The organism is Paraburkholderia sp. BR14374, from assembly GCF_040948685.1.
Taxonomy (GTDB): domain Bacteria; phylum Pseudomonadota; class Gammaproteobacteria; order Burkholderiales; family Burkholderiaceae; genus Paraburkholderia; species Paraburkholderia youngii.
Genome location: NZ_JBFPKF010000003.1, coordinates 52,394 through 75,434, shown reverse-complemented (window position 1 = coordinate 75,434; position 23,041 = coordinate 52,394). Strand labels below are relative to the sequence as shown.

Here is a 23,041-nt window from a genome sequence, read left to right as displayed (position 1 = left end):
ATGGATAACGAAATCATTTCGATGCTGGGCGAGGAAGTTAGCCGATTCGCAGATCAGCACTATCCATTCCATGAACGTCACGGGGTGCTGAATCTCCCGAAGCGCTACTCAGATTCGGTGTGGAACAACTTCGCCGAATTGGGTTGGCTGGCTATCTCGGTTCCCGAAGATCAAGACGGGCTGGGCGGTGACCCGCGTGCTGTGGCCACCGTCATGGAGACCGTTGGTCGTCGCCTCCTGATGGAACCGATTTTCTCTTCGGCTATCGTCGCCACGTCTATCGTTACCCAACTCGCGTCAGAGCGACAGCGCCGGGAATGGCTTCCATCGCTCGTCGATGGCTCGATGGTTGCCGTGTTCGCAGACGACGTGCTGCAAGATCACGAACCCTGCCAATGGCGCGATCAACGTTTGTTTGGTAGTCGTGCGGGGGTATTGCATGGCGATTCAGCCTCCATGCTTCTGGTTCCGGCAGTGGATGAGCAAGGGGATACCGTCATCGTCTCGGTGCTCACTGATGCCGAAGGCCTTGAGCGTCACTCATACGAACTCGTGGACGGTCGTGGGGCAGCAATGATGACTTTGCAAGGGGTTCGCGGCGAAGTACTGGACGGCGAGTCGGATGTGGAGGGCATGCTGGGTCAGATTCGTGCGGAGGCTGCTACTGCACTTTGTGCGGAAACGCTGGGAATCACGCGGACTCTAGTCAACACGACAGTGGAATACCTGAAGGTCCGCAAGCAGTTCGGTGTTGCCATTGGCACATTTCAAGCGCTGCAACATCGTGCGGTCGAGATGCAATTCCTGCTGGAAGAAATTAAAGCACTGACGGTGGCTGCACAGCAGGCGCTTAAGGCGGTCCCGGCAAATCGGGATCACGTGGTAAGTGGTTGTCGTTCATACATTATCGAAGCCGCACGAAAGATCGCTAACGAAGCTGTCCAAATGCATGGCGGCCTTGGCGTTACCGAGGAACTAGACGTTACCCATTACTTCCGCCGCCTCATGGTAATGGCTACGTTGTTTGGTGACCGAGAAGACCATTTCAAGCGATTTGCCGCGAGTTTCAATATCTAAATATCTAGGTGTTCGTGGAGAATATGCGTAAAGACATCAGCGGATGGAGTGTTCGCCTCGATGACAAACTCATCGAGCGCTACACGAAGAGCGGGGATTGGCCGAACAAGACGATGGCCGATTACGCTGAAGAAGTAGCGGAACGAGCACCCGGACGCGTGACCCACGTGTTTGGTACGGAACGCCTGACAGCACCGCAACTTCTGAATGAGGCTCGCCGCCTGGCTTCGGCATTGCAAAATCGAGGGCTGGTTGCCGGTGACGTCGTGAGCTTCCAGTTGCCGAACTGGCGTGAAGCCGTGGCGATTGACCTCGCGTGCTCGATGTTGGGGCTCGTCGTGGCTCCGATCGTGCCGATTTATCGCGATGCAGAGGTTCAATACATGCTTAAGGATGCTGGCGTCAAAGCCGCATTCTTTGCGGAGTCGTATCGCGGCGTGGATTTCGCATCCATGATGGATCGCCTCAAAAACCAACTGCCTGAACTCAAGCTGTGCATTCCGGTTCGTGCTATCAAGGAAAATGCAGACAGCTTCGAAGCACTGATAGCGGAAGGCGACGACAAATGGCAACGCCCGCACGTCGATCCAAATTCCGTGAAAATGATCTTGTACACCTCGGGCACCACGGGTCGTCCGAAGGGCGTACTGCACACGCATAACACAGGTCCCTTGCGCAACCAGGCGGCGGTGAACTACTGGTTCAAGGACGTGCGCGACGAAGAAGGTTTGAGCACGACGATGCTGATGGCCAGTCCGGTGACGCACGTAACTGGGCAGTCGGCTATGGAATTGCCATTCTTCAGCGACGCGCGAACGATCTTCATGGAGCGCTGGGACGCTGAGGCGGCAATCGGGCTTATCGAAAGCGAGCGCGTCACATGGAGCGTTGGGGCAACTCCGTTCCTTCAAGAACTGCTCGCAGAGGCTGAGCGTCAAGGCTCGCGTCTGGAAACGCTGAAGGTGTTTGCTTGCGGTGGTGCTGAAGTTCCCCCGCAACTTATTCGCAAGGCCTACGAGAGCCTGGACCAATGCAAGGCTGTTCGCGTCTTCGGCTCCAGCGAATGTCCGTTGATTACGCTGGGATTCGTTGGCCATGATCAGGAAGAACTGGCGGCCACCACGGATGGCGTGATTGTCGATTACGACGTTCGTGTAGTTGACGACGAGGGCAATCAACTTCTGAATGGGCAAATCGGCGAGATCTGCGCTCGTGGCCCTTCCATGATGCTGGGCTACGCGAACCCCGATCAGACCGCAGAAAGCTTTGACGAAGATGGATTCTTCGCGACTGGCGATCTGGGGTACGTGACGGTCGATAACGCCATCGTCATTACGGGCCGTAAGAAGGACTTGATCAATCGTGGTGGCGAGAAGATCAGCGCCAAGGAAGTCGAAGACGTTCTGCATCAGATTCCGGCGATCAAGGAAGCGGCGGTTGTGTCGATGCCTCACGAGCGTATGGGCGAAACCGTATGTGCTTACGTGATCCTGAAACCCGGTATGGAGTTGGACCTGTCGACCCTTGTTGAATACGTCAGGGGTGCGGACATGGCGCGTCAGAAGACGCCTGAACGCCTCGTTGTGGTTGAGGATTTCCCGCGTACGGCATCGGGTAAAATCCGTAAGGACAAGCTGCGCGAAGACATTCGCCAGGGTATCGCACAAGAAAGCCAGGCAGGTTAACAACTTAGAAGAAGTTGATGGGGTAGTTCAAAGATGGATAAAAAATCGCTGAATGTGCGAATCGCACGTTGTGCAACCGAAGCAACGGATATTGTGGGTCTAGAGTTCATTCCCACGGACGGGGACACGCTGCCGCCGTTCACCGCGGGTGCCCACATCGACATCGCGATTCGACCTGACCTGGTGCGGCAGTACTCGCTCTGCAATGCCCCTTCCGAAACGCATCGCTATCATATAGCGGTTCTACGCGACCCGAATTCGCGTGGTGGCTCGGTGGCTGTGCACGAAGAACTCCGCGAGGGTCAAACCGTGCAGATCAGCTATCCGCGCAACCACTTCGAACTCGGTGACCACAAGCATACGCTGCTCTTCGCGGGTGGCATTGGGGTGACGCCCATCATGTGCATGGCCGAAGAATTGCATCGCCGTGGCTCGTCGTTCACCATGCACTACGGCGCGCGCTCATCGGATCGTGCCGCGTTTGTCGATCGCCTGCACGCATCGCCATTTTCCGAAAACGTCGAATTCCATTTCGACAATGGCCCTGACGAACAGAAGCTGAATTTGACTGCGATATTGCGTGGGGCGTCCCGCGATACACACCTGTACGTGTGCGGCCCCTCTGGCTTCATCGAAGCAGTGAAGTCCGAAGCTGCTGCTGCTGGGTGGTCCACCGATCGTGTCCACTTCGAATACTTCGGAGCCCCTGCAGTGGACACTTCGAATGACGGTTCATTCGAAGTTCGACTCGCGCGCTCGGGTAAGGCCATACGCGTAGAAGCAGACCAAAGCATCGTGCACGCCCTGGCTTGCAATGGGGTCAAAGTGGAAACATCATGTGAACAAGGGGTATGCGGCACATGTCTGACGCGTGTCCTCGAAGGCGAGATCGAGCACCGCGATCATTACCTTCTCGACGAAGAGAAGTTGGCGAATAATCAAATGATGATTTGCTGTTCGCGCTCGAAGACTCCACTCTTGGTACTGGATATGTAGGACACAGTTATGGAAATCGTGCAGGTTTGCTACATGGTAAAAAACCTTGAGCAGGCGTGTGAAAACATGCATCGCCTTCTTGGCGTCGGACCTTTTCTTGGCGGGATAGAGTTCGACTTGGCCAATCATAAATATCGTGGTGAACCTGCGCGACCGGTCACGTTGAAGGGTGCATTCGTTCAAAGCGGCGAACTCAACATCGAACTGCTGGAGTTGAAGTCCGAAGGTCCCAGCGCTTTTCACGATATGTATCTCCCAGGTGAAGAAGGGATACATCACGTCGCTATGTTTTGTGTCGATTACGAACAGCGTAAGGCGGAACTGGTTGCCCGTGGCTGCACCGTGGCATCTGAATTTACCTTCGGTGACGGCATCCAGATCGGATATATAGACGCCCGACATATTCTCGGCCACATGATCGAAATCTATCCGGACGATCCGACGATTCACGACATGTACCGCATCGCACGCGAAGCCCCCAGCCGATGGGGTGGCCAGAATCTGATAGTTCCCTGGGAGGATGCTTGAGTACCGAGACGCAGCAGATTGTATCTATGGCTTCAGGGGTTGTGCCCGAATGCGGACCCATTGAGGCCATTGAGGCAGCGTACGGCGGCGGCTTTGACGCGGTAGGTTTGTGGGTTGAGCCAGACGAATGGACAACGGGCACCACGCGCGAAGTCCGATCCCTATTGGAGACCCTGGCTTTCCCGGTTCTCGATGTCGAAGTCGTCTGGATCAAGCCCGGAGTCTTCGATTCGAATCACTTGAAGATCATTGACATCGGAGCTGCCGTCGGTGCTCGCAACGTCTTGGTGGTGAGTTCCGATCCCGACATGCACGAGACTGCCGAGAAGTTTTTCCGGCTATCTGAGCACGGCTCGGAATGCGGGCTGCGTGTCTGCCTTGAGTTCGGCATGTTTACCGAGGTCAAGCGACTCGAACAAGCCATCAGGATCCTCAATGATGTGAAACATCCGGCAGCCGCCATTCTCCCGGATTCTATTCATTTGTCTCGCTCTGGTGCGCTTCCCAGTGATCTGGTGCAACTCCATCAGCATTACATTCCGTATGCGCAGATTTGCGACGCACCGGCAACGTGGAAGGCTGATGCCGATGTCGCGGAGTACATTCGCGAGGCCATAGACGATCGCATGCAACTCGGTGAGGGTGGATTGCCTTTGCGTGACTTCGTTTCGGTCCTACCGAAGAATACACCGCTCAGCGTGGAACTACGGTCCAAGACTTTGCGTGAGATGTACCCCAATGCGGTCGAGCGTGCTCGTCAAGTCGCCACGGCCACACGTAAGTTTCTTGCTGGATAAACACGTCTAAACGACTGAGGTAAAGGATGAGCGAGTTGGAGCAATGGTTTGCCGGAAAGGTGACGGTGGTTACTGGCGGCGGTGATGGCATCGGCCGGGAGATTTCGATTCTGATGGCCAAACGGGGCGCTAAGGTCGTGGTCACGGACATCAACCATGAAAAGGCTAAAGAAACGGCCGAAATCATCAATGGTCTGGGTCTGACCGCGATCTCGGTAGGCGTGGATGTGACGAAAGAAGAGCAGATCAAGACCATGATCCAGCAGACGGTCGCGCAATTCGGTCGCCTCGACGTCGCTTTCAACAACGCCGGGATCTCGCCGAAGGGCGATGACGTCTTCGATGACAAGGTTTCGCGGCTTTGCTTCGATGTAAACGTGTTCGGCCTTATGTCTTGCATGCGCGAAGAAATAGCGGAAATGCTGAAGGTTGGCGGGGGCTCGATCGTCAACACAGCATCGCTGGGCGCATTCATCGGCTCGCGCACAACGTTCCTGCACTCATATGTGGCGAGCAAACACGCAGTGGCAGGGGTTACCAAGACGGCGGCATTGCAATATGCTCGTCAAGATATTCGCGTCAACGCCCTATGCCCTGGCGTGGTTCGTACGGCAATGCTTGAAGGCATTATGAGCAAATCGGAAGAAGTAGCGGCCTCGATTCGCAATCACACACCGATGGGTCGTATTGGCGAGCCCAAGGAAATAGCTGAAGCCGCAGTGTGGATGGCTTCGGACAAGTGCAAATACATGACGGGCCATTGTCTGATCGCTGACGGCGGATCGTATGCCGAGTAAGCGGCAAATGAAGAGGGGGACGATCTGATCGTCCCCTTTGTCTTTATGACCCGATGAACTTGGGCCGGCGCTTGGTCAGGAATGCTTCTACGCCTTCCTTGAAGTCTTGGGTTTCGGCGCACGCCTTGAACATATCGCGCTCTGCTGCCATTTGACTCATATACGGACGCTGGGAAGATAACCGGAACAGGCTCTTAATGGCGCCCATAGCCACCGTTGCGCTATCAGCCAGGCGTTTGACCAGAGCATTGGTCTCCCCTTCCAGTTGATCGATTGGCACCACCTTGTATACGAAGCCCAAACTATGCGCTTCATGAGCGGTGATGGCATCTGACAACAAGGCAATAGTCAGGGCGCGGGATAGGCCGACAGCACGCGGCAGATGCCACGATATGCCCAGGTCACACGAAGCGCCGAGCATGCCATAGGCAAACGTGAATTTCGCGTTATCGGCAGCGATCACGATGTCGCAGGCGAGCGCCAAGCTCATACCCGCACCGGCGGCTGCGCCCTGGACGCAACCGACGACGGGGGCCTTCAAATTAGCCAGAATGTCGAGGGCTTCACTCATCGGGGCGATGAGATTGTCGGCAATCGCGTCCGCCCCTTCCTTGAAGGACGCAATATCGCCGCCAGCCATAAAGGCTCGGCCTTCGCTGCTAATCTTTACGACCCGGACAGACGGGTCATCCTCAATACGACAGACTGCGGACAAAAAATCCGCAGCCATGTCCGCATTGATCGCATTTAGAGCATCGGGGCGGGTAATGCGCAGATCCGCAATACCCTCCGCGATAGCCAGTTCGACGAGCGGCTTATCCATCACGAGTACGAGTAGAAACCCTTGCCAGTCTTGCGACCGAGGTTGCCCGAATCGACCATCTCCTTCAGCAGCGGAGCCGGGCGATACTTCGAATCATTGAAGCTTTCATACAGAACTTCCTGCACCATCAGCAGGGTGTCCAAGCCGATTAGGTCAGCGAGGGCGAGGGGGCCAATAGGCTGGCTCGTGCCCAGCTTCATGCCTGCATCGATGTCTTCCGCCGAGGCCAGCCCTTCTTGAAGAACGAAAATCGCCTCGTTGATCATAGGGACCAGAATGCGGTTCACGACGAAGCCCGGCATGTTCTTGGCCACGATGCTGACCTTGCCGATTTGGGCAACGAAGCTCTTTGCGGTATCGAGCGTCAAGCCGTCCGTCTGCAGACCGCAGATCAGTTCGACGAGCGACATGACAGGGACCGGGTTGAAGAAATGCGTGCCGATGAAACGATTCGGGTTTCGGATCTTGGATGCCAGTTTCGTGATCGAGATCGACGAGGTGTTGGTAGCAATCACGGCGGTCTCGCCGACAGCCTGATCCATTTTCGCCAAAATAGTGGCCTTGATGCCGGCGTTTTCGGTCGCAGCTTCGATTGCCATATCGACGCCCGCCAGGTCGGCATAGTCCGTCGTGCACTTGATGCGTGCCAGCGCTTGCGCTTGCTGCTCTTCCGTGAGTTTTCCCTTCTTCACAAGGGTGCCCACGCTCTTCTGAATAGCACTCATACCACGGTCGAGCGCAGCACCGGAGATGTCAAGCATTACAACGTCGAAACCTGCAATTGCGCAGACTTGGACAATGCCATTACCCATCGTGCCAGCGCCAACGACGCCAATCTTTTTGTTGCTCATTTGCGAATTCTCCTAATTAAACGCGTTCGAAGATTGCGGCGATGCCTTGGCCACCACCAATGCACATGGTGACCAGAGCATAACGCCCTTGGATGCGGTGCAGTTCAGCGATGGCCTTCGTGGTGATGATGCAACCCGTGGCACCGACCGGATGGCCCAGCGAGATACCCGAACCGTTGGGGTTGACTTTGGCCGGGTCGAGTTGCAATTCCTTGGTGACTGCCAAAGCTTGTGCTGCGAATGCCTCATTGGCTTCGATGACGTCGAGGGCGTCGATGGTTAACCCGGCGCGCTTCAGGGCCAGCTTTGTCGCCGGAACCGGGCCGATGCCCATATAGTCGGGGTCCACACCCGCGTGAGCGTATGAAACCAAACGGGCGAGGGGTTGCAGACCGAGTTCCTGGCAGCGCTGATCCGATGCCAGGACCACAGCCGATGCACCGTCATTGATACCCGAGGCGTTGCCTGCCGTGACCGTACCGTTTTCTTTCAAGAAAACGGGCTTCATCTGGCTCAGCTTTTCATGCGTCACGTCTGCGCGTACGTGCTCGTCAGTAGCGAAAATAGTTGTTTTTCCGCGACTCTTGACTTCGACAGGCACGATTTGATCTGCGAAGCGGCCTTCCGCAATTGCACGCGCAGCACGCGTTTGGCTTTCCAGAGCAAGTTCGTCTTGCTGTTCGCGGGTAATACCGTAGCGAGCTGCCACGTTTTCCGCCGTAACACCCATGTGCGTGCGCTTCCACGGGTCGTGAAGGATGCCGTTCATATAGTCCACGATCTGGCTGTCGCCCATGCGTTGGCCCCAGCGTGCGGAAGGCATCACATAGATGCCTCGTGACATCGATTCAGCACCCGCTGCGATTGCGACTTCGGTTTCGCCCAGGAGAATCGATTGCGCGCTAGACACCAGGGCTTGCAGGCCAGAACCGCACAGACGGTTCACATTGAATGCGGGAGTTTCATGGCTGACACCTGCATCGACCGATGCCACTCGGCTCAGATAGGCATCTGCGGGCTCCGTGGGCACGACATTGCCAAGCACCACGTGTCCGACTTCTAGCGGGTCGATCATGGAACGTTGCAGCGCTGCTCGAACAGCCGTGGTTGCGAGCTTGCTTAGCTGAACGTCTTTCAACGAACCGCCGTAAGTGCCGATTGCGGTACGTGCGGTTGAAACGACATAGACCTGGCGATTCGTCATCTGTTTTCCTCGAAAGAGTGAGTGTTGATACCTATATAAGCGCACTGACTCGCCGTTATATAAAGTGTTCCAAACAAGCATACCTGATTGTTTGTTACTGGTCACCTCAATACGATGGTGGCGTGGAGGGGTTGATGCAATTGCGTCCTCAGCAAGTCTCGTATTCCCTTACCAGGGCACCAACTTGCCAAGCACGGATGCACACGGTATCTTGATAAAAAACGAACAAGTACGTTTTTTGTGAGAACGTGTTCCTCCTCCGAGAGGGGCATGCATATAAGTGGGTAGAGAGGAGGAAGACATGAAGAAGTACGCGAAGGGTCGAGCCGTTGGACCTAAAGTGAAGACCCTGGCTGTCCTGGCCTTTGCACTGGCCAGCGGCCATGCTGCAGCGTTCTCTATCGATACAGGTAACCCCGACATCGATATGCGCTGGGACAACACCGTGCGCTACAACATCGGCCTGCGTGCTCAACGGGCCAACGCCGATCTCGCGGACCCCGGCAGCATTCAGGCGGGCTCCGATTCGAAGTTCCGCAATACGGGCGAAATCATCACTAACCGCGTTGACCTGATGTCGGAATTCGACATGGTCTACAAGAAGGACTACGGTTTCCGCATCAGCGGGACAGGCTGGTACGACTCGGCATACAGCGACACGAACGACGGTCTCGGCGTTCCATACTCGAATTACACGCGTCGCTGGAACAAGGGCCCTTCGGCTGACCTGCTCGACGCGTTCGTGTTCGGCAAGATCGACGCGGGCCATATTCCGATCAACGTCAAAGTCGGTCAGCACAACATCTTCTGGGGTGAATCGTTGTTCACCCTGTCGGACTCGATTGCCTACGCGCAAGGCCCAGTCGATCTGCGCAAGGCACTCGCTAATCCGGGCACAGAGGCCAAGGAATTGTTCCTGCCGACGCCGCAAATCTCGGCTGTCTCGCAGGTCACGCCCGACCTGACGCTGGGCACCTACATGATGCTCGACTGGAGCCCGTCGCGTCTGCCCGATGGTGGAACGTACTTCGGTTCTATGGATACGTTCTCGCTGGGCGGCAGCAGCGTTTTCTCCAGCAAGCGCGTACAGCCGCACAATATTGGCGACTGGGGCGTGATGACCCGTTATTCGCCGGACTGGCTTGACGGCACCGCAGGCCTCTACTTCCGTCGCCTGTCCGAGCGTCTGCCTTGGGCAATGTTCAATATGGGCTCGGGTGGCGCTCCCCTGTCGTTCAACTACGCAGGCAATGTGAACCTGTACGGTATCAGCTTCGCCAAGCAGGTTGCGGGCATGAGCCTGGCAACGGAAATTTCATACCGCCAGAACACCGCTTTGATCAGCAATGCGGCGCTCAGCGCGGAAGGCGCTCGTGGCGATACGTTCCATGCCCTCGTGAACGGCATGGCGTACTTTGGCAAGAATCCGTTGTGGGATTCGGCTTCGCTGATGGCTGAATTGACGTACCAGCACTGGATTCGGGCGACCAGCAATGCCGACCTGTTCAATTCGTGCTCGGTTGCGGGTTCCAACAAGTGGAACGGTTGCGCGACGAAGAACGCGGTGGGTATCAACCTGGCGCTCGAGCCGGTGTGGTACCAGGTCGTTCCGGGTGTGGACCTGAAGGCCCCGATTAACTTCGGTATGGGTTTGAGTGGCAACGAAGCGACGTTGGGCGGCGGTCACCAGGGCAACGGTACGTACTCGCTGGGCCTGACGGCTGAAGTTCGCAACCAGTACATCTTCAAGCTGGCGTACAACGGCTATCTCGGTCACTACAACACGACCAATGGCCTGTACGTCGGCTCGGATAACACGGGCGGCGCAGTGTACTCCGACCGTAATTGGGTTTCGCTGACGTTCACTTCGACGTTCTAAATTAGGAGATTGATGTAATGAAGAAGTTATTGTTGGCAGCGGTGATCACCGCTGTCGCTGCGAGCAGCGCATTTGCGACTGCCACTCCGGAAGAAGCTGAACACCTCGGTAAGGACCTCTTGCCATGGGGCGCGATCAAGGCAGGCAACAAGGAAGGCACGATTCCCGCCTACGGCGAGAAGATGAAGATTCCTGCGGGCTTCGACCCGAAGAACCCGACGCGCCGTCCCGATCCGTACGCTGACGAAAAGCCGGTGCTGGTCATCACCCACGACAATTGGGAACAGCACAAGGACAAGCTTCCGGAAGCCCTGCAGGAACTGTTCAAGAAGTATCCGGCATTCCGCATGGACGTGTACCCGACGCACCGTACCGCGCAGTATCCGCAGTACGTGCAGGACAACGCCATCAAGAATGCAACGGCCTGCAAGACCGCTGCGGGCGAACTGCAACTCGACGGCTGCTACGCAGGAACCCCGTTCCCGATCCCCCATACGGGCGCGGAAGTCATGTGGAACCGTCTGCTGAAGTACGACCAATACTCGTACTACATGTCGTCGCAATCGTCCGTTCTGATGGAAGCGGGCGGTACGCCGGACGTCATGGGCGACTCGTGGATGTGGGTTGAATACCCGATCTATGATCCGAAGAAAACGACCCCCATCGGCAAGGACGAACCGTACGAGCGCCTGCGTATCGACTGGTTCGCGCCGGCTCGAAAGGACGGCGAAAAGCTGGTCGTTCAGGACAGCATGAACATGGTCGACATTGGTCGTCGTGCATGGTCATATCTGCCTGGCCAACGTCGCGTGAAGCTCGCCCCGGATATCGCGTATGACACGCCGAGCCCGACTGGCGGCGGAGCAGCAACGGTGGACGATTCAGCCTTGTTCTACGGTGCAATTGACCGCTACAACTGGAAGCTGATCGGCAGGAAGGAAATGTACATTCCATACAACGCCTTCAAGACCCAGGACAACACGGTGTGCCCGCGTGACGTCAAGGACAAGGTCAAGAACTTCATGAACCCGGACTGCATGCGCTTCGAACTCCATCGCGTGTGGGTTGTTGAAGCCGAGCTCAAGCCTGGCAAGCGCCACGTGTATCAGCGCCGTAACATCGTATGGGACGAAGATATGCCGGGCGTTGGCGTCGCAGCTAACTACGACTCCGCTGGCAAGATCTTCCGCGTGGGTATGTCGATCCCGACGCCGATGTACGAAGCACAAGGCCAGTTCACCGACCAATGGGTTACGCTGGACCTGACCTCGGGCGCATACGTCCGTATGCAGGACTGGTCCTCGATGAAGGGTTCTGTCACGGCTATCGCATCGAAGGGCGAATCGTTCTACAAGCAAGACGCACTCGTGGGTAACGGCGTTCGCTAATACCTGCTCCGCATAGCGTTCTCTTCGGAGGGCGCTAACCAGAAAGGCCGACATGTTTTGCATGTCGGCCTATTCTTTTGCGCTCGGAACTTAATTGTTCCTGGCACCCTCTTGAACCCATGCGCGGAACGCATCAATCGTGGGTTTATCGAGGTAGGGGCCGCCGAAAGGCATCTGCGCACCATGTCCACCGGCCTTGGCTTGCGTGCCATCGAGCTTGCGAATCAGGTAGCTGGCATCGGGGTCCCCCGCTTTGACGCGAGCCATGGCGGGACTTTCGGTGGCTTGTACGCCGACCAGGTTCGCATAGGCTTTCGAGGGGGCAAGGCTGATCCCACCGCCCTCAGTACCTGTCGCATGACACATAGCACAACGCGCGCTTAAAACCGGAGCCAGGTCTTTCGAAAAGCTCACGGGTGCTGCATATGCGCAAGCGGTGACAGACAGGGCCGCGAGGGCCACCGAAATGTTCTTTCGTATCGACATCAAACATTTTCCTTCAAAGCGTGGTTTGCTGCGATATAGCCATAGGTCAAGGCGAGCGCAATGGTGCCCCCTGCGCCATAGTAGGCGCCGCGTGCTGGGCTCGCAATGCAGTTGCCAGCGCCATAGAGCCCGGGAATAGGACGGTCGCCGACGTCCAGCACTTGTGCATGTTCGTTGATGGCGGGACCTGAATTGGTGTCGAGCGCACCCGCACCGAGAATGATTGCGTACAGCGGACCCGAAGCAATCGGGTGCATGGTGACATTAGGCATCGTGTTCGGCTCCTGCCTGGTACCCTGACGACGTGCCGAAAACAGCAAATGCCAATCGCGATCATAGGCATGGGCGCCTCGTTCGAAATCCAGATCCTTGCCGGTGCGAGCGAACTCGTTATAGCGCGCGATGGTCTTCGTCAGTGTCGTCGCCCACGCCGAATCGAGGACAACATCTCCGGTCTTCGGTGCGATCTTGCTCAGCCGTTCGCTGACTTTCGAAGCCAGTTCCGCGGGGTTCCTGGCGGAAATCAGATACGGATAGTTGGCCGGATCAGCCGGGATGGGGAAGTCTCCGCCAAAGGCGTCGAGCGTGCGTTGATCGAAGATCATGAACTGCAGCTGGTTCGGATACGTCTTGCCAACTGGATCGAAAATGAAATGGCTTTGCGTGCGGTCGTTGTAATTCAATTTTTCGTTGACGATACGACGACCAAAGCGATTCACGAGGATCATCGAATCCCCAGGCAACACGTAGGCGCCTGATGGCAGGAAGCGATTTTCCAAAGCCTCTTCGAGTACCACCTGACAACGCCACGCCGTATACATTGCACCAAGACGCGCCCCTGCGGACGTCGCAATGTCGATGAAGTCTCCTGTTGAGCCCGAGACCGCGCAAGAGCCATAAAGACCCGCCTGGTGATAGCCGATGAGTTCGGTGTTGTGGGCGTAGCCGCCGGTGCCGAAGATGACAGCCTTATGGGCGCGAATCCGAACCACCTTCTCGTCGGTCTTTGCTTCGATGCCAATGATTCGTCCCGTCTCGTGGTCTTTGACCAGCTTCGCGACCCGGTGCTCCAGCAGAACGGGAATCCGGTGATTCGTCAACCATTTGTGCAATTGCGCGGCGAGAGCAGATCCACCAACGGCACCGGCACCCGCAGCGGGTTCGACTGCACGGCCGAACGGCACCTTGTTTTCGGGGAGGTGATCGGCGTAGTCCGGCGCCAACTTGTTCACACTCCACATGGTGAACGGCTGGAAGGTCACTACCTTTTCGCGCTCCAACGATTCCATCATGGGAGCCGCGTTGTCATAGAAGGCTTCCAGGAGCTTGTAATCGGGCTCGGAAAGGCCCAGGGTGGCGCTGTCAGGGGTGTAACGCTGGGGATATGCCAGACGGGCCAGGAAGCGCAGGCAATCTGTTTTGCTGTCGGTGACGCCACGTTCACGCAGGAAGTGGTTATTGGGAATCCATGCGACGCCGCCGCTCTTGGAAGTCGTGCCGCCCGCCACGGGAAGCTTTTCTACGAGGATAACGCTGGCACCTTGAGAGGCCGCGGTGATTGCCGCAGAGCACGCAGCGGCTCCGGAGCCCACGCAAACCACATCGACTTCATAGTCCCAGTGTTGGGTCGGGGCTTCGGTTTCAGCGAAGCTGTGGGTGGCCGCTGATCCCAGTGCAGCCAGACCACTAGCCAGGACGCCGCCTTTAATAAGGGCACGGCGGCGCTGGGGATTGTTCAAGAAACCTTTAGACATCTAGTCTCCTTGTTAACCATTATAAGAACAAACATGTATGTTTGTTAGTATAGGTCAGATAAGCCACTGACAGAGGGGGAATATATGCAACTGTCTCGCGTGTTTACGCCAATCAAAATCGGCGGTGTAGAGATTCCCAACCGGATCGTGCGCACCGCGCATGGCACGCACTTCGCTACGACTCACCTTACCGACGATTTCATTGCCTACCATGAGGCGAGAGCCCGAGGCGGCTGCGGTCTCACTATCCTGGAGATCGCAAGCGTCCATCCTTCGTCAGTGGGGTCGATTCGAAATTTCGATGACTCTATCGTCACGGAGTACCAGAAGCTGGTCAAGGTAATCAACCCCTATGGGATGAAGTTGTTTCAGCAACTACATCACGGTGGTGCGCATTTCCCGGGGATCGATGGACTTTCGTGGTCGGCGTCGGACGTCCCTGGGCTCTATGGGTCGGTGCCGCAACCCATGGGCCGTCGCGAAATCGACACCATTATCGAAGCGTTTGCCGCTGCTGCTGAGCGTTGCAAGCGAGGTGGGTTGGATGGCGTCGAAATCCATGGCGCACACGGCTACCTGTTTCACCAATTTCTGTCGACCGTTACGAATAAACGCACGGATGAGTACGGGGGGACGCTGGAAAACCGCATGCGTTTTCTGATGGAGACGATGCGAGCCGTGCGCTCACGTGTGGGTCCTGATTTCGTGGTCGGCATTCGCTTGTCGGCAACCGAAGCCCCGATTGGCGTTGACGAGTCGGACAACCACGCGATCATCCGCGCACTCGAAGAAGAGGGGCTGATCGACTACGTGAACGTTTCGTTGGGCGATTACTATCGCATCGCCTCCATGACTGCCACGATGGAAACCCCCAGCGGGTACGAGTTGCCGTCGTCGGTCCCCATCGCTGCAGCTTCGACATTGCCACGCATTGTTGCTGGCCGATTCCGTACTCTCGAGGAGGCGGAAGAGGTGATCAAGAATGGCGATGCAGAAATGGTCTCGATCGTTCGCGCACAGATCGCCGATCCTGATCTGGTTCGGAAAACGGTTGACGGTCGCGTTGATGAAATACGGCCTTGCATTGGGTGCAATCAAGGTTGCATCGGCGGACTCTATCGCGGTGGCAAAATGGGGTGCCTGGTGAATCCTGCAGTCGGATTCGAAACCACACTTTCAGAGGACTTGATTGCCAAGGCAACGGAACCCCGCCGCGTTTTCGTCGTCGGCGGTGGCCCTGCCGGCATGGAAGCCGCTCGAGTGGCAGCAAAATCGGGCCACAACGTGGTCCTCTTCGAAGCCTCACCGAATCTGGGCGGCACAATTCGAGTGGCGATGAAAGCCCCCAATATGTCGAGTGTTGGCGACATCATGTACTGGCTCGAGCGGGAGGTGTACAGGCTCGGCGTCGATGTTCGACTCAATTCGTACGTGGATGCAGAGGACATGCGAGATCAGAAGCCCGACGTCCTGATCGTGGCCACGGGTGCGACTCAACGTAAAGACGGAGTCCAGACGCTTACGCCGTGGGTGCGTCCTAAGGGCGTCGATTTGCCCCATGTTTATACGAGCATCGAACTGCTGACGAATCCGCCGAAGATTTGGGGCAAGAAGGCCTTGGTACTGGATGACGTTGGGCATCTCGAAGCGATTGCGGTAATTGATACGCTGATGGCGCAGGACATGGAAGTCACGCTGGTTACCCGCCACGCCATGATGACGCCTTATGTCGATTCTACGCAGCGCACGATTCCTGCTGGCGAGCGGTTCTCGCGCGGCCGGTTCCGTTTGATGGTGGATTCGCACCTGGAGGAAATCGAAGCCGACGCGTGCAGTGTTCGTCACCTGCGTGGCGTTTCCCCTGAGTCGGTGGAGGCAGACCTGGTTGTGCTGGTGACGCCTAATAGCGCCAACAACGAGCTTTATATGGAATTGCGAGACGAACTTCCTGACGTTCGCCGCATTGGTGACGCCGCTTCGCCCCGGGATATTCAAGCCGCTATTGCCGATGGCCGTAGAACTGGAATGGCAATCAGGTAACCACTGAAGTCGATATCACAGGCAGTACAGTTTGATCGTGTATCGATTCGCTTTTTCATCACCGACGACTTTAAAGCGTTGCTGACCAAGGTATGGATGACGGAATATGAAAAAGCAAAAACGCCGACGCGCTAAAATAATGTCGGCGTTTTTTTTTTAGATAATACCGAAATTAGCCGAGTTGACCCCTTGAGCCGGTAATGACTCCAGGATCATCCATGAACCCTTGTGAAGTTGGGCGAGTGCTGGACCAGTCGGTGACGATAACGCAGGATGCGATGCGCCATCCATGCTTTCATAGCGATCCTTATAGCTACCTGCAACAACCAGGTCGTTCGATACGCCGTCCCTGATCACCTTATGGTAGGCGGTGAAATAGCTTTCACCATGGGCACTATGCCCTTCGAGGTGAATACTCATCTGCCCGAGTTGATGGTGTGTGGATTCGTATGCGGAGAGAAACCTGGAGGCGTGAACCGCGGCTTGGTCGCCAGTTCCTTTGAAGAGACCCCCTACATTCACAACGGAGTCGTCATGGAATATCTCGCGAAGTTCATCCAACAGCATGCGGTCGAGGCTTCGCATGTTTTGCAAATAAGCGCCTCGATTTCCATGCGATCCATAATTTCTCGAAGTATGTGCGAACTGTTTGGGTTCATGCTTATCCTTGAGCAGGCTTCGTTTCATTTGAGTGAGTGAAATTGGCTCGAACTGAATCCAGCCACGGTGAGTCAAGGATAGTGATCACGCGACTCTGAGTAACCCTTAGCGGATCTGGAATCCCGGGTATCAAATTAACGGCCGCCTTTGGTGTAGTGAACCGCCCCGGGAATCGTGGAGGCTGGTTGGTTTAAGTTGATAGTGGTTCGGCGGCAGTTTTTTCAAGTTGCCGATAGTAGTTTGCCTCAGCTTCAGCGGGCGGGATATAGCCCAGGGGTTCCATCAGCCGATGATGATTGAACCAAGCCACCCATTCCAGTATCGCCAGCTCGACGGATTCACGAGTTTTCCATGGCGCGCGCCGATGAATCAGCTCAGCCTTGTACAGGCCATTGATCGTTTCAGCCAACGCGTTATCGTAGCTGTCGCCCCGGCTGCCGACCGATGGTTCGATGCCCGCCTCAGTCAGCCGCTCGCTGTAGCGAATGCTGACGTACTGCGCCCCCATGTCGGAGTGATGTATCAGCGTCCTGTCATTGCCCGGCTGACGAGCGTACAGCGCCTGTTCAAGTGCATCCAGAACGAAGTCCGTGGTCATCGACGAACTGACGCGCCAGCCGACGATGCGGCGGGCGAACACGTCGACCACGAACGCCACGTAGAGCCAGCCCTGCCACGTCGAAACGTAGGTGAAGTCCGAAACCCAGAGCTGATTCGGCCGGTCGGCCTTGAACTGGCGGTTGACACGGTCCAGCGGACGCGGGGCAGCAGCATCCGGGATCGTTGTGCGAACCCGCTTGCCGCGAAGCACACCGCGCAAACCCTGTTGCTTCATCAGCCTCTCGACCGTGCAGCGCGCCACCGTGAAGCTCTCCCGGTTCATCTGTTTCCAGACCTTATCCGCGCCGTAGACCTGCATGTTGGCCTGCCAGACACGCTTGATTACGGGGCGCAGGATGCCATCCCGTTTGGCCCGGGCACATCGCAGCGACGGATCGCGAAGCCGTGCAGCATGGCGACGGTAGCCCGACGGAGCAATCTGCAAGACCTTGCATATCGGCTCGACTCCGAAGGTGTCGCGATGTTGATCGACAAAGGCCTTCAGGACTTCAGGCGGCGGTCGAGCTCCGCCTGGGCGAAAAACGCGCTCGCCAGCTTCAGGATCTCATTGGCGCGGCGCAGTTCCTTGACCTCGCGCTCCAATGCCTTGAGGCGTTCACGCTCAGCGCTCGTCACCCCATCGCGCCCGCCCGTATCAACCTCGTCTCGCTTGACCCAGTCCAGAAGCGTCTGTGGTGTGCAGCCGATCATCGGCGCAATGGACTCGACTGCCGCCCACAGCGACGGATGTTCACTACGCTGCTCTCGCACCAGGCGGACAGCGCGCTCTCGGACTTCGGGGGAAAACTTGTTCGACTTGTTCATGGCTCCATTCTCTCAAGAGTTGGAGCCTCCACCAAATCCGGGGCGGTTCATAGTCGTTCATGGAATCGACAGCGCTCGCCTTGCTTGCGCGGGGACGAGTCGCGGTAGCGGTGTGACCATTTCAGCAGTGAGGGTTTCCACGGCTCGTGCTCAAGCAAAAAGACAGATACGATTGTTTGTTAAGGCCGGATAACCCGTATGGTTCTAGCCCAACTGGCCATCGAATTTTCAGAGCTGAAGGTGGCGCAGGAATCGTGCGACTTGTACGCGAGTGGTTTGGGTTCAAGTTCTAACTGACAACGATGGGTTGAGTAAGGTGGTGAGTGATGAGCAATGAAGATCAAGTTGACTATGACGTGATTATTGTCGGTGGCGGCGGGGCAGGTATGTGCGCCGCTATCGAGGCGAGCCTCGCAGGTGCCCGGGTCATGATTATCGAAGCCGATGGCAAGCTCGGCGGTGCGACTGCGCTCTCCGGTGGGGTGTTTTTCGCTGCTGGTACATCGGTTCAACGTGCGCGGGGAATCGAGGATAGTGCAGACGCTATGTTCGACTACGTGATGACGATCAACCAGTGGCGCGTTAAGCCCGACATAATGCGCTTCATCGCCGACAACAGTGCGACGAGCCTGGAATGGCTGATCGAACTCGGTGCAGTATTCCCGCCTGAACTGCTGACAAAGGGTGGTATCGAAACGGTGCCTCGCGCGCACCCCTGTGCTATTGCAGGCGCCGGTATTGCTGAAGCACTCAGCAACCGCGTAGGCGTCTTGGGCATCGATGTGGCTTTCGGTACACGCGTTGAACGTCTCCTGATGGAAAACGGCAAGGTCGTTGGCGTCCACGCACTGGGTACGGATTTGACGGCTCACGCTGTGATCGTCACGACGGGTGGTTTCGGCAACTCGCCGGAAATGCTCGCGCGCTTCTTCCCCACGGCTGCGCAACACGGTAGCCGCACATGGGCAGTGCACCAGGATGCTCCGTTCATTCTGGGTGACGGCCTGAAGCTGGCGGAACAGGTCGGTGCGGCTATCGTCGGCCACGATACCGGCTTGCTGCTTCCCAATTCGGGGCACGGCAAGTTCCTCGAACCGTTCCTGCCGCCGTGGCTCATGATGGTCAACATCAAAGGCAAACGCTTCATACCCGAGATGGCCAGCTACGCTATTTCGGGCTACGCGCTGAACGAGCAACCGGAAGGGCGTGCCTGGGCGATTTTCGATGAAGAAGCCTTGAAGATCGCAAGCCATGATCTCCGCTATCTCAATCCTTACGGATCTGGCGAGAACCTCCCGACATGGGAAGAGGCGACGATTCGTCAACGAGTCGCCAAAGGCGAAATCCTCAAAGCCGAAACGCTGTTCGATCTGGCAACCCTGTGCGGATTGTCGCCGCGCGCACTCGCACACACAGTATCCGAGTACAACGAAGACTGCGACACAGGCGTGGATCGCCACTGGGGTCAAACCGAAGAGAAGACGTTCCCGGTTCGTACCGGGCCGTTTTACGCTTGCGAGGTCAAGGCTTCGGTGATTGGCGGCACGGGTGCGGGTTTCGACATCGACACCCAGTGCCGCGTGCTGGACGAGGACGGGGTGCCTATCCCGGGCTTGTATTCCGCAGGCGAAGTCCTGGGCGTTATTCAAGGCCGGCGCTACCCGGGTGGCGGTATGTCCATCGGACCTGCTATCACGATGGGTCGCCAGGCAGGTCGTCGTGCCGTGGCGAATTCGCCGCTGGCGGCCGCCGCTGCGTCATAAGCGCGTAGAGACAAGGAGGGGACACAGCATGGGTCGTATCGAAGGGAAGGTGATTATCGTCACGGGGGCCGCTCGTGGGCAGGGCGAAGCCACCGCGCGCTTGTTCGTGGAGCAGGGCGCTCGTGTGGTTCTCACCGACGTACTCGCGAGTGAAGGTCACGCGGTTGCTGAAGACCTGGGCGAGCGCGCTCTGTTCATCAAGCATGACATCACGGAAGAAGCGGCGTGGACTGACGTGGTGAACCGTACGCTGGATCATTTCGGCGCCGTCGATGGCTTGGTGAACAACGCAGGCGTTACGCATTTCTCCAGAATCAACGAAAGCCAAACGGCCGATTTCGACCGTGTGATGGCAATCAATGTGCGCGGTTCGTGGCTGGGCATGAAGGCGGTGTCGCAGGCGATGATTCCCAAGCGCAAGGGCGCTATCGTCAATATCGCATCGATCAATGGCTTGCGCGGTTCACTGGGTATGACCATATACGACGCCAGCAAGTGGGCGATGCGGGGTATGACCAAAAGCGCTGCACTCGATCTGGCGGGTCACGGCATTCGCGTGAATTCGGTGCATCCTGGGGCGGTCGACACGCCCATGATTAATCCGGAGCGCGATCTGGACACGAAGGAGATGGCGCAGAACTTCAGCATTCCCCTCGGGCGTGTTGGTTTCCCGATAGACGTGGCGCAAGCCTCGTTGTTTCTCATCAGCGACGAGGCGGCATTCATCACGGGTGCAGAGCTGGCGGTGGATGGTGGCACGATGGCCGGGTTCGCTGGCGACATCACCACGATGCTCTAATCAGGGAGGCGGAAGTGGGCGGCTCTTTTATGCAGTACCGTATTCGGCAAGTCGCTTTCCACGTCAAAGACGCGAGAAAGGCAGCGGCGGCGCACTCGGCGGCATTTGGGTCTGGCCCATTTCTCGTGATCGATCACGTTCCCCTGAACCTGGCTCGTTACCGTGGCCAACCCGGCGTATTCGATCACACTTCGGCCTACGGTCAATGGGGCGATGTCATGGTCGAGCTCGTTCAGGTGCACAGTTCAGAGCCCTCGGTATTCTCGGACCTATACCCTGATGGGCGCACCGGATTTCATCATATCGCTTTGGTAGTCGATGACCTTGCCAAGGCAATGAAAGACTTTGAAGCGCAGGGGTTTGCAGAGGGGTTCTATGGAGAAGCGGCATCCGGCATCAACTTCGCCATGATGGACGCGGTGGAGCAGCACGGTCACTTCATAGAACTATACGCATCCGAACCACGCCTGCTCGAATTCTACGAACGTATTCGAATGGAATCGTTGCAGTTCGATGGTACCGACCCTGTGCGTAATTATTAATCGCTTAGGAATGTTGAGATGGAAGACAATATTGAAATTCCGCAAATCATTTCGCCCGAAGACGTTACGTCCTGGGAGAAGGAAGTCGATGTGATTGTTGCGGGCCAAGGTATTGCCGGTACCTGTGCTGCGCTCGAAGCCCACAAGGCTGGCGCGGAAGTTCTGATCGTCGAACGCGCTTCGGGCGGTGGTGGAGCCAGCGCCATGTCGTCGGGCATCTTCTATCTGGGCGGTGGAACAGAAGTGCAGAAAGTCGCCGGATACGAGGATACGGCTGAAGAAATGGCCGCATTCATGATGTCTTGCTGCGATCCTTTGGATTCAAATGCGGCTCTCGCGTTCTGCCGGGACAGCAAGGATCACTTCGATTGGCTCGAAGATCAAGGCGTTCCGTTCGAGCGCACATACCACGGCGAAAAGGCGGTGTGGCTCGCTGATACCACGTGCCTGATGTGGACGGGCAATGAAAAGGCATGGCCTTTCCGCGAAGCTGCAAAGCCCGCTCCCCGGGGCCACAAGGTAGCGGGTATGGGTGAAAACGCAGGTGCTGAAGGCATGAAGCCTTTGCTCGCACGCTGTATCGAGCAGGACATTCCAGCTATCTACGACAGCGCAGTGGTCGGACTCGTACAGGACTCCGACAAGCGCGTGGTCGGCATCAAAGTCAAGCAGCCGGGCAAGACCTTCTTCGTCAAAGCGCGTCGCGGGGTGATTATTGCCTGTGGCTCACACAACATGTCGCAGCCGCTCATCAAGAAGTATCTGCCGCTGCTGGGCGAGACCAGTGAACCCTTGGGTATCCCCAGCAACGATGGCATGGGCGTGCGCCTCGGCATCTCGGCAGGGGCCAATCCCGTCAACATGGATGGTGTAATTCCCACGGCTTCGATCTACCCTCCAGGCAAGCTCATCAAAGGCATCGTCGTTAACGCCAATGGCGAACGTTTCGTTGCCGAAGATGTATATCACGGTCGTCTGGCTAACTTCATCATGGAGCAGCCGGGACAGAAAGCGTACCTGATCGTTGACGAGGAAATTTTCGCTTATCCGGAGATCACTCACGCCAGGCACACGCTGATCGACGGCTTCGAAACGGTCGATGCCATGGAGGCCGCGTTGGAGCTTCCGCAAGGTTCGCTGGTTCGCACGCTCAACGAATACAACGAAGGCGCGGAGAAAGGCGAGGACAAGCGTTTCCACAAGCACGTAGATTGGCTGAAGCCGCTGGGCAACGGTTCGTGGGCCGCTTTTGACATCAGCTTTAACAAATCCACCTATGTCTTCATCACTCTCGGTGGCATTCGCGCCGACGAACGTGGGCGTGCTCTCGACCTGTACAGCCAACCGATTCCGGGTCTCTATGTGGTGGGGGCTAGCGCCGCCCACATTCCGAAGAGCGGAAAAGCCTACGGCAGTGGCATGAGCCTCGGACCAGGAAGCTACTTTGGCCGCCGTGCTGGTCGCGATGCCGCAGGAGTCGCCTGGGAAGAGCAAAAAGCGTAACTCATAGGGGACAGCTGGCCCCCTGCGTTAAAGAAGAGATAAAG

General features: G+C 56.9%; 20 protein-coding genes and 1 other annotated feature. Of the genes, 13 read left to right on the top strand and 7 right to left on the bottom strand.

Annotated features, from left to right (window positions below):
• From AB3X86_RS07485 to AB3X86_RS07460, 6 genes are read left to right on the top strand one after another with little or no spacing between them, the layout of a single operon-like run.
• Positions 1 to 1,077 carry an acyl-CoA dehydrogenase family protein gene (locus AB3X86_RS07485; RefSeq protein WP_368595470.1) on the top strand — a complete coding sequence of 359 codons (1,077 nt, stop codon included), beginning with the start codon at positions 1 to 3 and terminating at the stop codon, positions 1,075 to 1,077.
• 23 nt (positions 1,078 to 1,100) lie between these two features.
• Positions 1,101 to 2,762, top strand: coding sequence for an AMP-binding protein (locus tag AB3X86_RS07480; protein ID WP_368595469.1), 1,662 nt, complete (start codon positions 1,101 to 1,103; stop codon positions 2,760 to 2,762).
• A gap of 33 nt (positions 2,763 to 2,795) precedes the next feature.
• On the top strand, positions 2,796 to 3,758 hold the full coding sequence (locus AB3X86_RS07475; RefSeq protein ID WP_368595468.1) for a 2Fe-2S iron-sulfur cluster-binding protein: 963 nt from the start codon (positions 2,796 to 2,798) through the stop codon (positions 3,756 to 3,758).
• Between the two features lie 9 nt (positions 3,759 to 3,767).
• Entirely contained in the window at positions 3,768 to 4,286 is a 519-nt protein-coding gene (locus AB3X86_RS07470; RefSeq protein ID WP_368595467.1) for a VOC family protein, read from the top strand.
• Positions 4,283 to 5,083 carry a sugar phosphate isomerase/epimerase family protein gene (locus AB3X86_RS07465; protein ID WP_368595466.1) on the top strand — a complete coding sequence of 267 codons (801 nt, stop codon included), beginning with the start codon at positions 4,283 to 4,285 and terminating at the stop codon, positions 5,081 to 5,083. Before AB3X86_RS07470 ends, AB3X86_RS07465 begins: the two co-directional genes overlap by 4 nt.
• A gap of 26 nt (positions 5,084 to 5,109) precedes the next feature.
• Positions 5,110 to 5,880: an SDR family NAD(P)-dependent oxidoreductase gene (locus AB3X86_RS07460; RefSeq protein WP_368595465.1), complete on the top strand. Its 771-nt coding sequence runs from the start codon at positions 5,110 to 5,112 to the stop codon at positions 5,878 to 5,880.
• Positions 5,881 to 5,923: 43 nt separating this feature from the next.
• Here the strand turns inward: AB3X86_RS07460 and AB3X86_RS07455 are convergent, their stop codons facing one another.
• The 3 genes from AB3X86_RS07455 to AB3X86_RS07445 are packed head-to-tail and all read right to left on the bottom strand — an operon-like array spanning position 5,924 to position 8,758.
• The gene (locus AB3X86_RS07455) at positions 5,924 to 6,703 is read right to left on the bottom strand and encodes an enoyl-CoA hydratase/isomerase family protein (RefSeq protein ID WP_368595464.1); all 780 of its coding nucleotides are present in this window, start codon (positions 6,701 to 6,703) and stop codon (positions 5,924 to 5,926) included.
• A complete protein-coding gene (locus AB3X86_RS07450) occupies positions 6,703 to 7,554 on the bottom strand; it encodes a 3-hydroxybutyryl-CoA dehydrogenase (RefSeq protein ID WP_368595463.1) in 852 nt (283 codons plus the stop codon). The genes AB3X86_RS07455 and AB3X86_RS07450 overlap by 1 nt, the downstream gene beginning before the upstream one ends.
• Positions 7,555 to 7,570: 16 nt before the next feature.
• Entirely contained in the window at positions 7,571 to 8,758 is a 1,188-nt protein-coding gene (locus tag AB3X86_RS07445; protein WP_368595462.1) for an acetyl-CoA C-acyltransferase family protein, read from the bottom strand.
• Between the two features lie 301 nt (positions 8,759 to 9,059).
• On the opposite strand from AB3X86_RS07445, the gene AB3X86_RS07440 reads away from it, so the two are divergent.
• On the top strand, positions 9,060 to 10,637 hold the full coding sequence (locus AB3X86_RS07440; protein WP_368595461.1) for a DUF1302 domain-containing protein: 1,578 nt from the start codon (positions 9,060 to 9,062) through the stop codon (positions 10,635 to 10,637).
• Between the two features lie 17 nt (positions 10,638 to 10,654).
• Positions 10,655 to 12,025 (top strand): DUF1329 domain-containing protein, encoded by a 1,371-nt coding sequence (locus AB3X86_RS07435; protein ID WP_368595460.1) that lies wholly within the window; start codon positions 10,655 to 10,657, stop codon positions 12,023 to 12,025.
• Between the two features lie 90 nt (positions 12,026 to 12,115).
• Here the strand turns inward: AB3X86_RS07435 and AB3X86_RS07430 are convergent, their stop codons facing one another.
• Together AB3X86_RS07430 and AB3X86_RS07425 are read right to left on the bottom strand one after the other, a co-directional pair.
• Positions 12,116 to 12,511 carry a hypothetical protein gene (locus AB3X86_RS07430; protein ID WP_368595459.1) on the bottom strand — a complete coding sequence of 132 codons (396 nt, stop codon included), beginning with the start codon at positions 12,509 to 12,511 and terminating at the stop codon, positions 12,116 to 12,118.
• Positions 12,511 to 14,265 carry an FAD-dependent oxidoreductase gene (locus AB3X86_RS07425; protein ID WP_368595458.1) on the bottom strand — a complete coding sequence of 585 codons (1,755 nt, stop codon included), beginning with the start codon at positions 14,263 to 14,265 and terminating at the stop codon, positions 12,511 to 12,513. The genes AB3X86_RS07430 and AB3X86_RS07425 overlap by 1 nt, the downstream gene beginning before the upstream one ends.
• A gap of 84 nt (positions 14,266 to 14,349) precedes the next feature.
• On the opposite strand from AB3X86_RS07425, the gene AB3X86_RS07420 reads away from it, so the two are divergent.
• Positions 14,350 to 16,305: an FAD-dependent oxidoreductase gene (locus AB3X86_RS07420; RefSeq protein WP_368595457.1), complete on the top strand. Its 1,956-nt coding sequence runs from the start codon at positions 14,350 to 14,352 to the stop codon at positions 16,303 to 16,305.
• Between the two features lie 156 nt (positions 16,306 to 16,461).
• Here the strand turns inward: AB3X86_RS07420 and AB3X86_RS07415 are convergent, their stop codons facing one another.
• Both AB3X86_RS07415 and AB3X86_RS07410 read right to left on the bottom strand, forming a co-directional pair.
• A complete protein-coding gene (locus AB3X86_RS07415) occupies positions 16,462 to 16,992 on the bottom strand; it encodes a nuclear transport factor 2 family protein (RefSeq protein ID WP_368595456.1) in 531 nt (176 codons plus the stop codon).
• A 163-nt stretch (positions 16,993 to 17,155) separates the two neighbouring features.
• Positions 17,156 to 18,390, bottom strand: a protein-coding gene (locus tag AB3X86_RS07410; RefSeq protein WP_368595455.1) for an IS3 family transposase whose coding sequence is annotated in 2 segments (ribosomal slippage) — positions 17,156 to 18,102 and positions 18,102 to 18,390 — 1,236 coding nt in all. Because the reading frame shifts where the segments join, the coding sequence is not laid out codon by codon here.
• Positions 17,996 to 18,112, bottom strand: a sequence feature (AL1L pseudoknot). Its footprint overlaps the gene before it by 117 nt.
• Positions 18,391 to 18,716: 326 nt before the next feature.
• On the opposite strand from AB3X86_RS07410, the gene AB3X86_RS07405 reads away from it, so the two are divergent.
• The 4 genes from AB3X86_RS07405 to AB3X86_RS07390 are packed head-to-tail and all read left to right on the top strand — an operon-like array spanning position 18,717 to position 22,997.
• Complete coding sequence (locus AB3X86_RS07405) at positions 18,717 to 20,153, top strand: FAD-dependent oxidoreductase (RefSeq protein WP_368595454.1); 1,437 nt, start codon at positions 18,717 to 18,719, stop codon at positions 20,151 to 20,153.
• A 28-nt stretch (positions 20,154 to 20,181) separates the two neighbouring features.
• Complete coding sequence (locus AB3X86_RS07400) at positions 20,182 to 20,952, top strand: SDR family NAD(P)-dependent oxidoreductase (protein ID WP_368595453.1); 771 nt, start codon at positions 20,182 to 20,184, stop codon at positions 20,950 to 20,952.
• 14 nt (positions 20,953 to 20,966) lie between these two features.
• A complete protein-coding gene (locus tag AB3X86_RS07395; RefSeq protein ID WP_368595452.1) occupies positions 20,967 to 21,494 on the top strand; it encodes a VOC family protein in 528 nt (175 codons plus the stop codon).
• Between the two features lie 18 nt (positions 21,495 to 21,512).
• A complete protein-coding gene (locus AB3X86_RS07390; protein ID WP_368595451.1) occupies positions 21,513 to 22,997 on the top strand; it encodes an FAD-dependent oxidoreductase in 1,485 nt (494 codons plus the stop codon).
• The last annotated feature ends 44 nt before the right edge of the window (positions 22,998 to 23,041 follow it).

Excerpts from the sequence above, each read along its gene's own strand:
- AB3X86_RS07450 (WP_368595463.1), bottom strand. The coding sequence starts at position 7,554 with ATGAGCAACAAAAAGATTGGCGTCGTTGGCGCTGGCACGATGGGTAAT.
- AB3X86_RS07400 (WP_368595453.1), top strand. The coding sequence starts at position 20,182 with ATGGGTCGTATCGAAGGGAAGGTGATTATCGTCACGGGGGCCGCTCGT.
- AB3X86_RS07435 (WP_368595460.1), top strand. The coding sequence starts at position 10,655 with ATGAAGAAGTTATTGTTGGCAGCGGTGATCACCGCTGTCGCTGCGAGC.
- AB3X86_RS07420 (WP_368595457.1), top strand. The coding sequence starts at position 14,350 with ATGCAACTGTCTCGCGTGTTTACGCCAATCAAAATCGGCGGTGTAGAG.
- AB3X86_RS07405 (WP_368595454.1), top strand. The coding sequence starts at position 18,717 with ATGAGCAATGAAGATCAAGTTGACTATGACGTGATTATTGTCGGTGGC.
- AB3X86_RS07390 (WP_368595451.1), top strand. The coding sequence starts at position 21,513 with ATGGAAGACAATATTGAAATTCCGCAAATCATTTCGCCCGAAGACGTT.
- AB3X86_RS07475 (WP_368595468.1), top strand. The coding sequence starts at position 2,796 with ATGGATAAAAAATCGCTGAATGTGCGAATCGCACGTTGTGCAACCGAA.
- AB3X86_RS07470 (WP_368595467.1), top strand. The coding sequence starts at position 3,768 with ATGGAAATCGTGCAGGTTTGCTACATGGTAAAAAACCTTGAGCAGGCG.
- AB3X86_RS07480 (WP_368595469.1), top strand. The coding sequence starts at position 1,101 with ATGCGTAAAGACATCAGCGGATGGAGTGTTCGCCTCGATGACAAACTC.
- AB3X86_RS07415 (WP_368595456.1), bottom strand. The coding sequence starts at position 16,992 with ATGAAACGAAGCCTGCTCAAGGATAAGCATGAACCCAAACAGTTCGCA.
- AB3X86_RS07430 (WP_368595459.1), bottom strand. The coding sequence starts at position 12,511 with ATGTCGATACGAAAGAACATTTCGGTGGCCCTCGCGGCCCTGTCTGTC.
- AB3X86_RS07455 (WP_368595464.1), bottom strand. The coding sequence starts at position 6,703 with ATGGATAAGCCGCTCGTCGAACTGGCTATCGCGGAGGGTATTGCGGAT.
- AB3X86_RS07460 (WP_368595465.1), top strand. The coding sequence starts at position 5,110 with ATGAGCGAGTTGGAGCAATGGTTTGCCGGAAAGGTGACGGTGGTTACT.
- AB3X86_RS07425 (WP_368595458.1), bottom strand. The coding sequence starts at position 14,265 with ATGTCTAAAGGTTTCTTGAACAATCCCCAGCGCCGCCGTGCCCTTATT.
- AB3X86_RS07440 (WP_368595461.1), top strand. The coding sequence starts at position 9,060 with ATGAAGAAGTACGCGAAGGGTCGAGCCGTTGGACCTAAAGTGAAGACC.
- AB3X86_RS07485 (WP_368595470.1), top strand. The coding sequence starts at position 1 with ATGGATAACGAAATCATTTCGATGCTGGGCGAGGAAGTTAGCCGATTC.
- AB3X86_RS07445 (WP_368595462.1), bottom strand. The coding sequence starts at position 8,758 with ATGACGAATCGCCAGGTCTATGTCGTTTCAACCGCACGTACCGCAATC.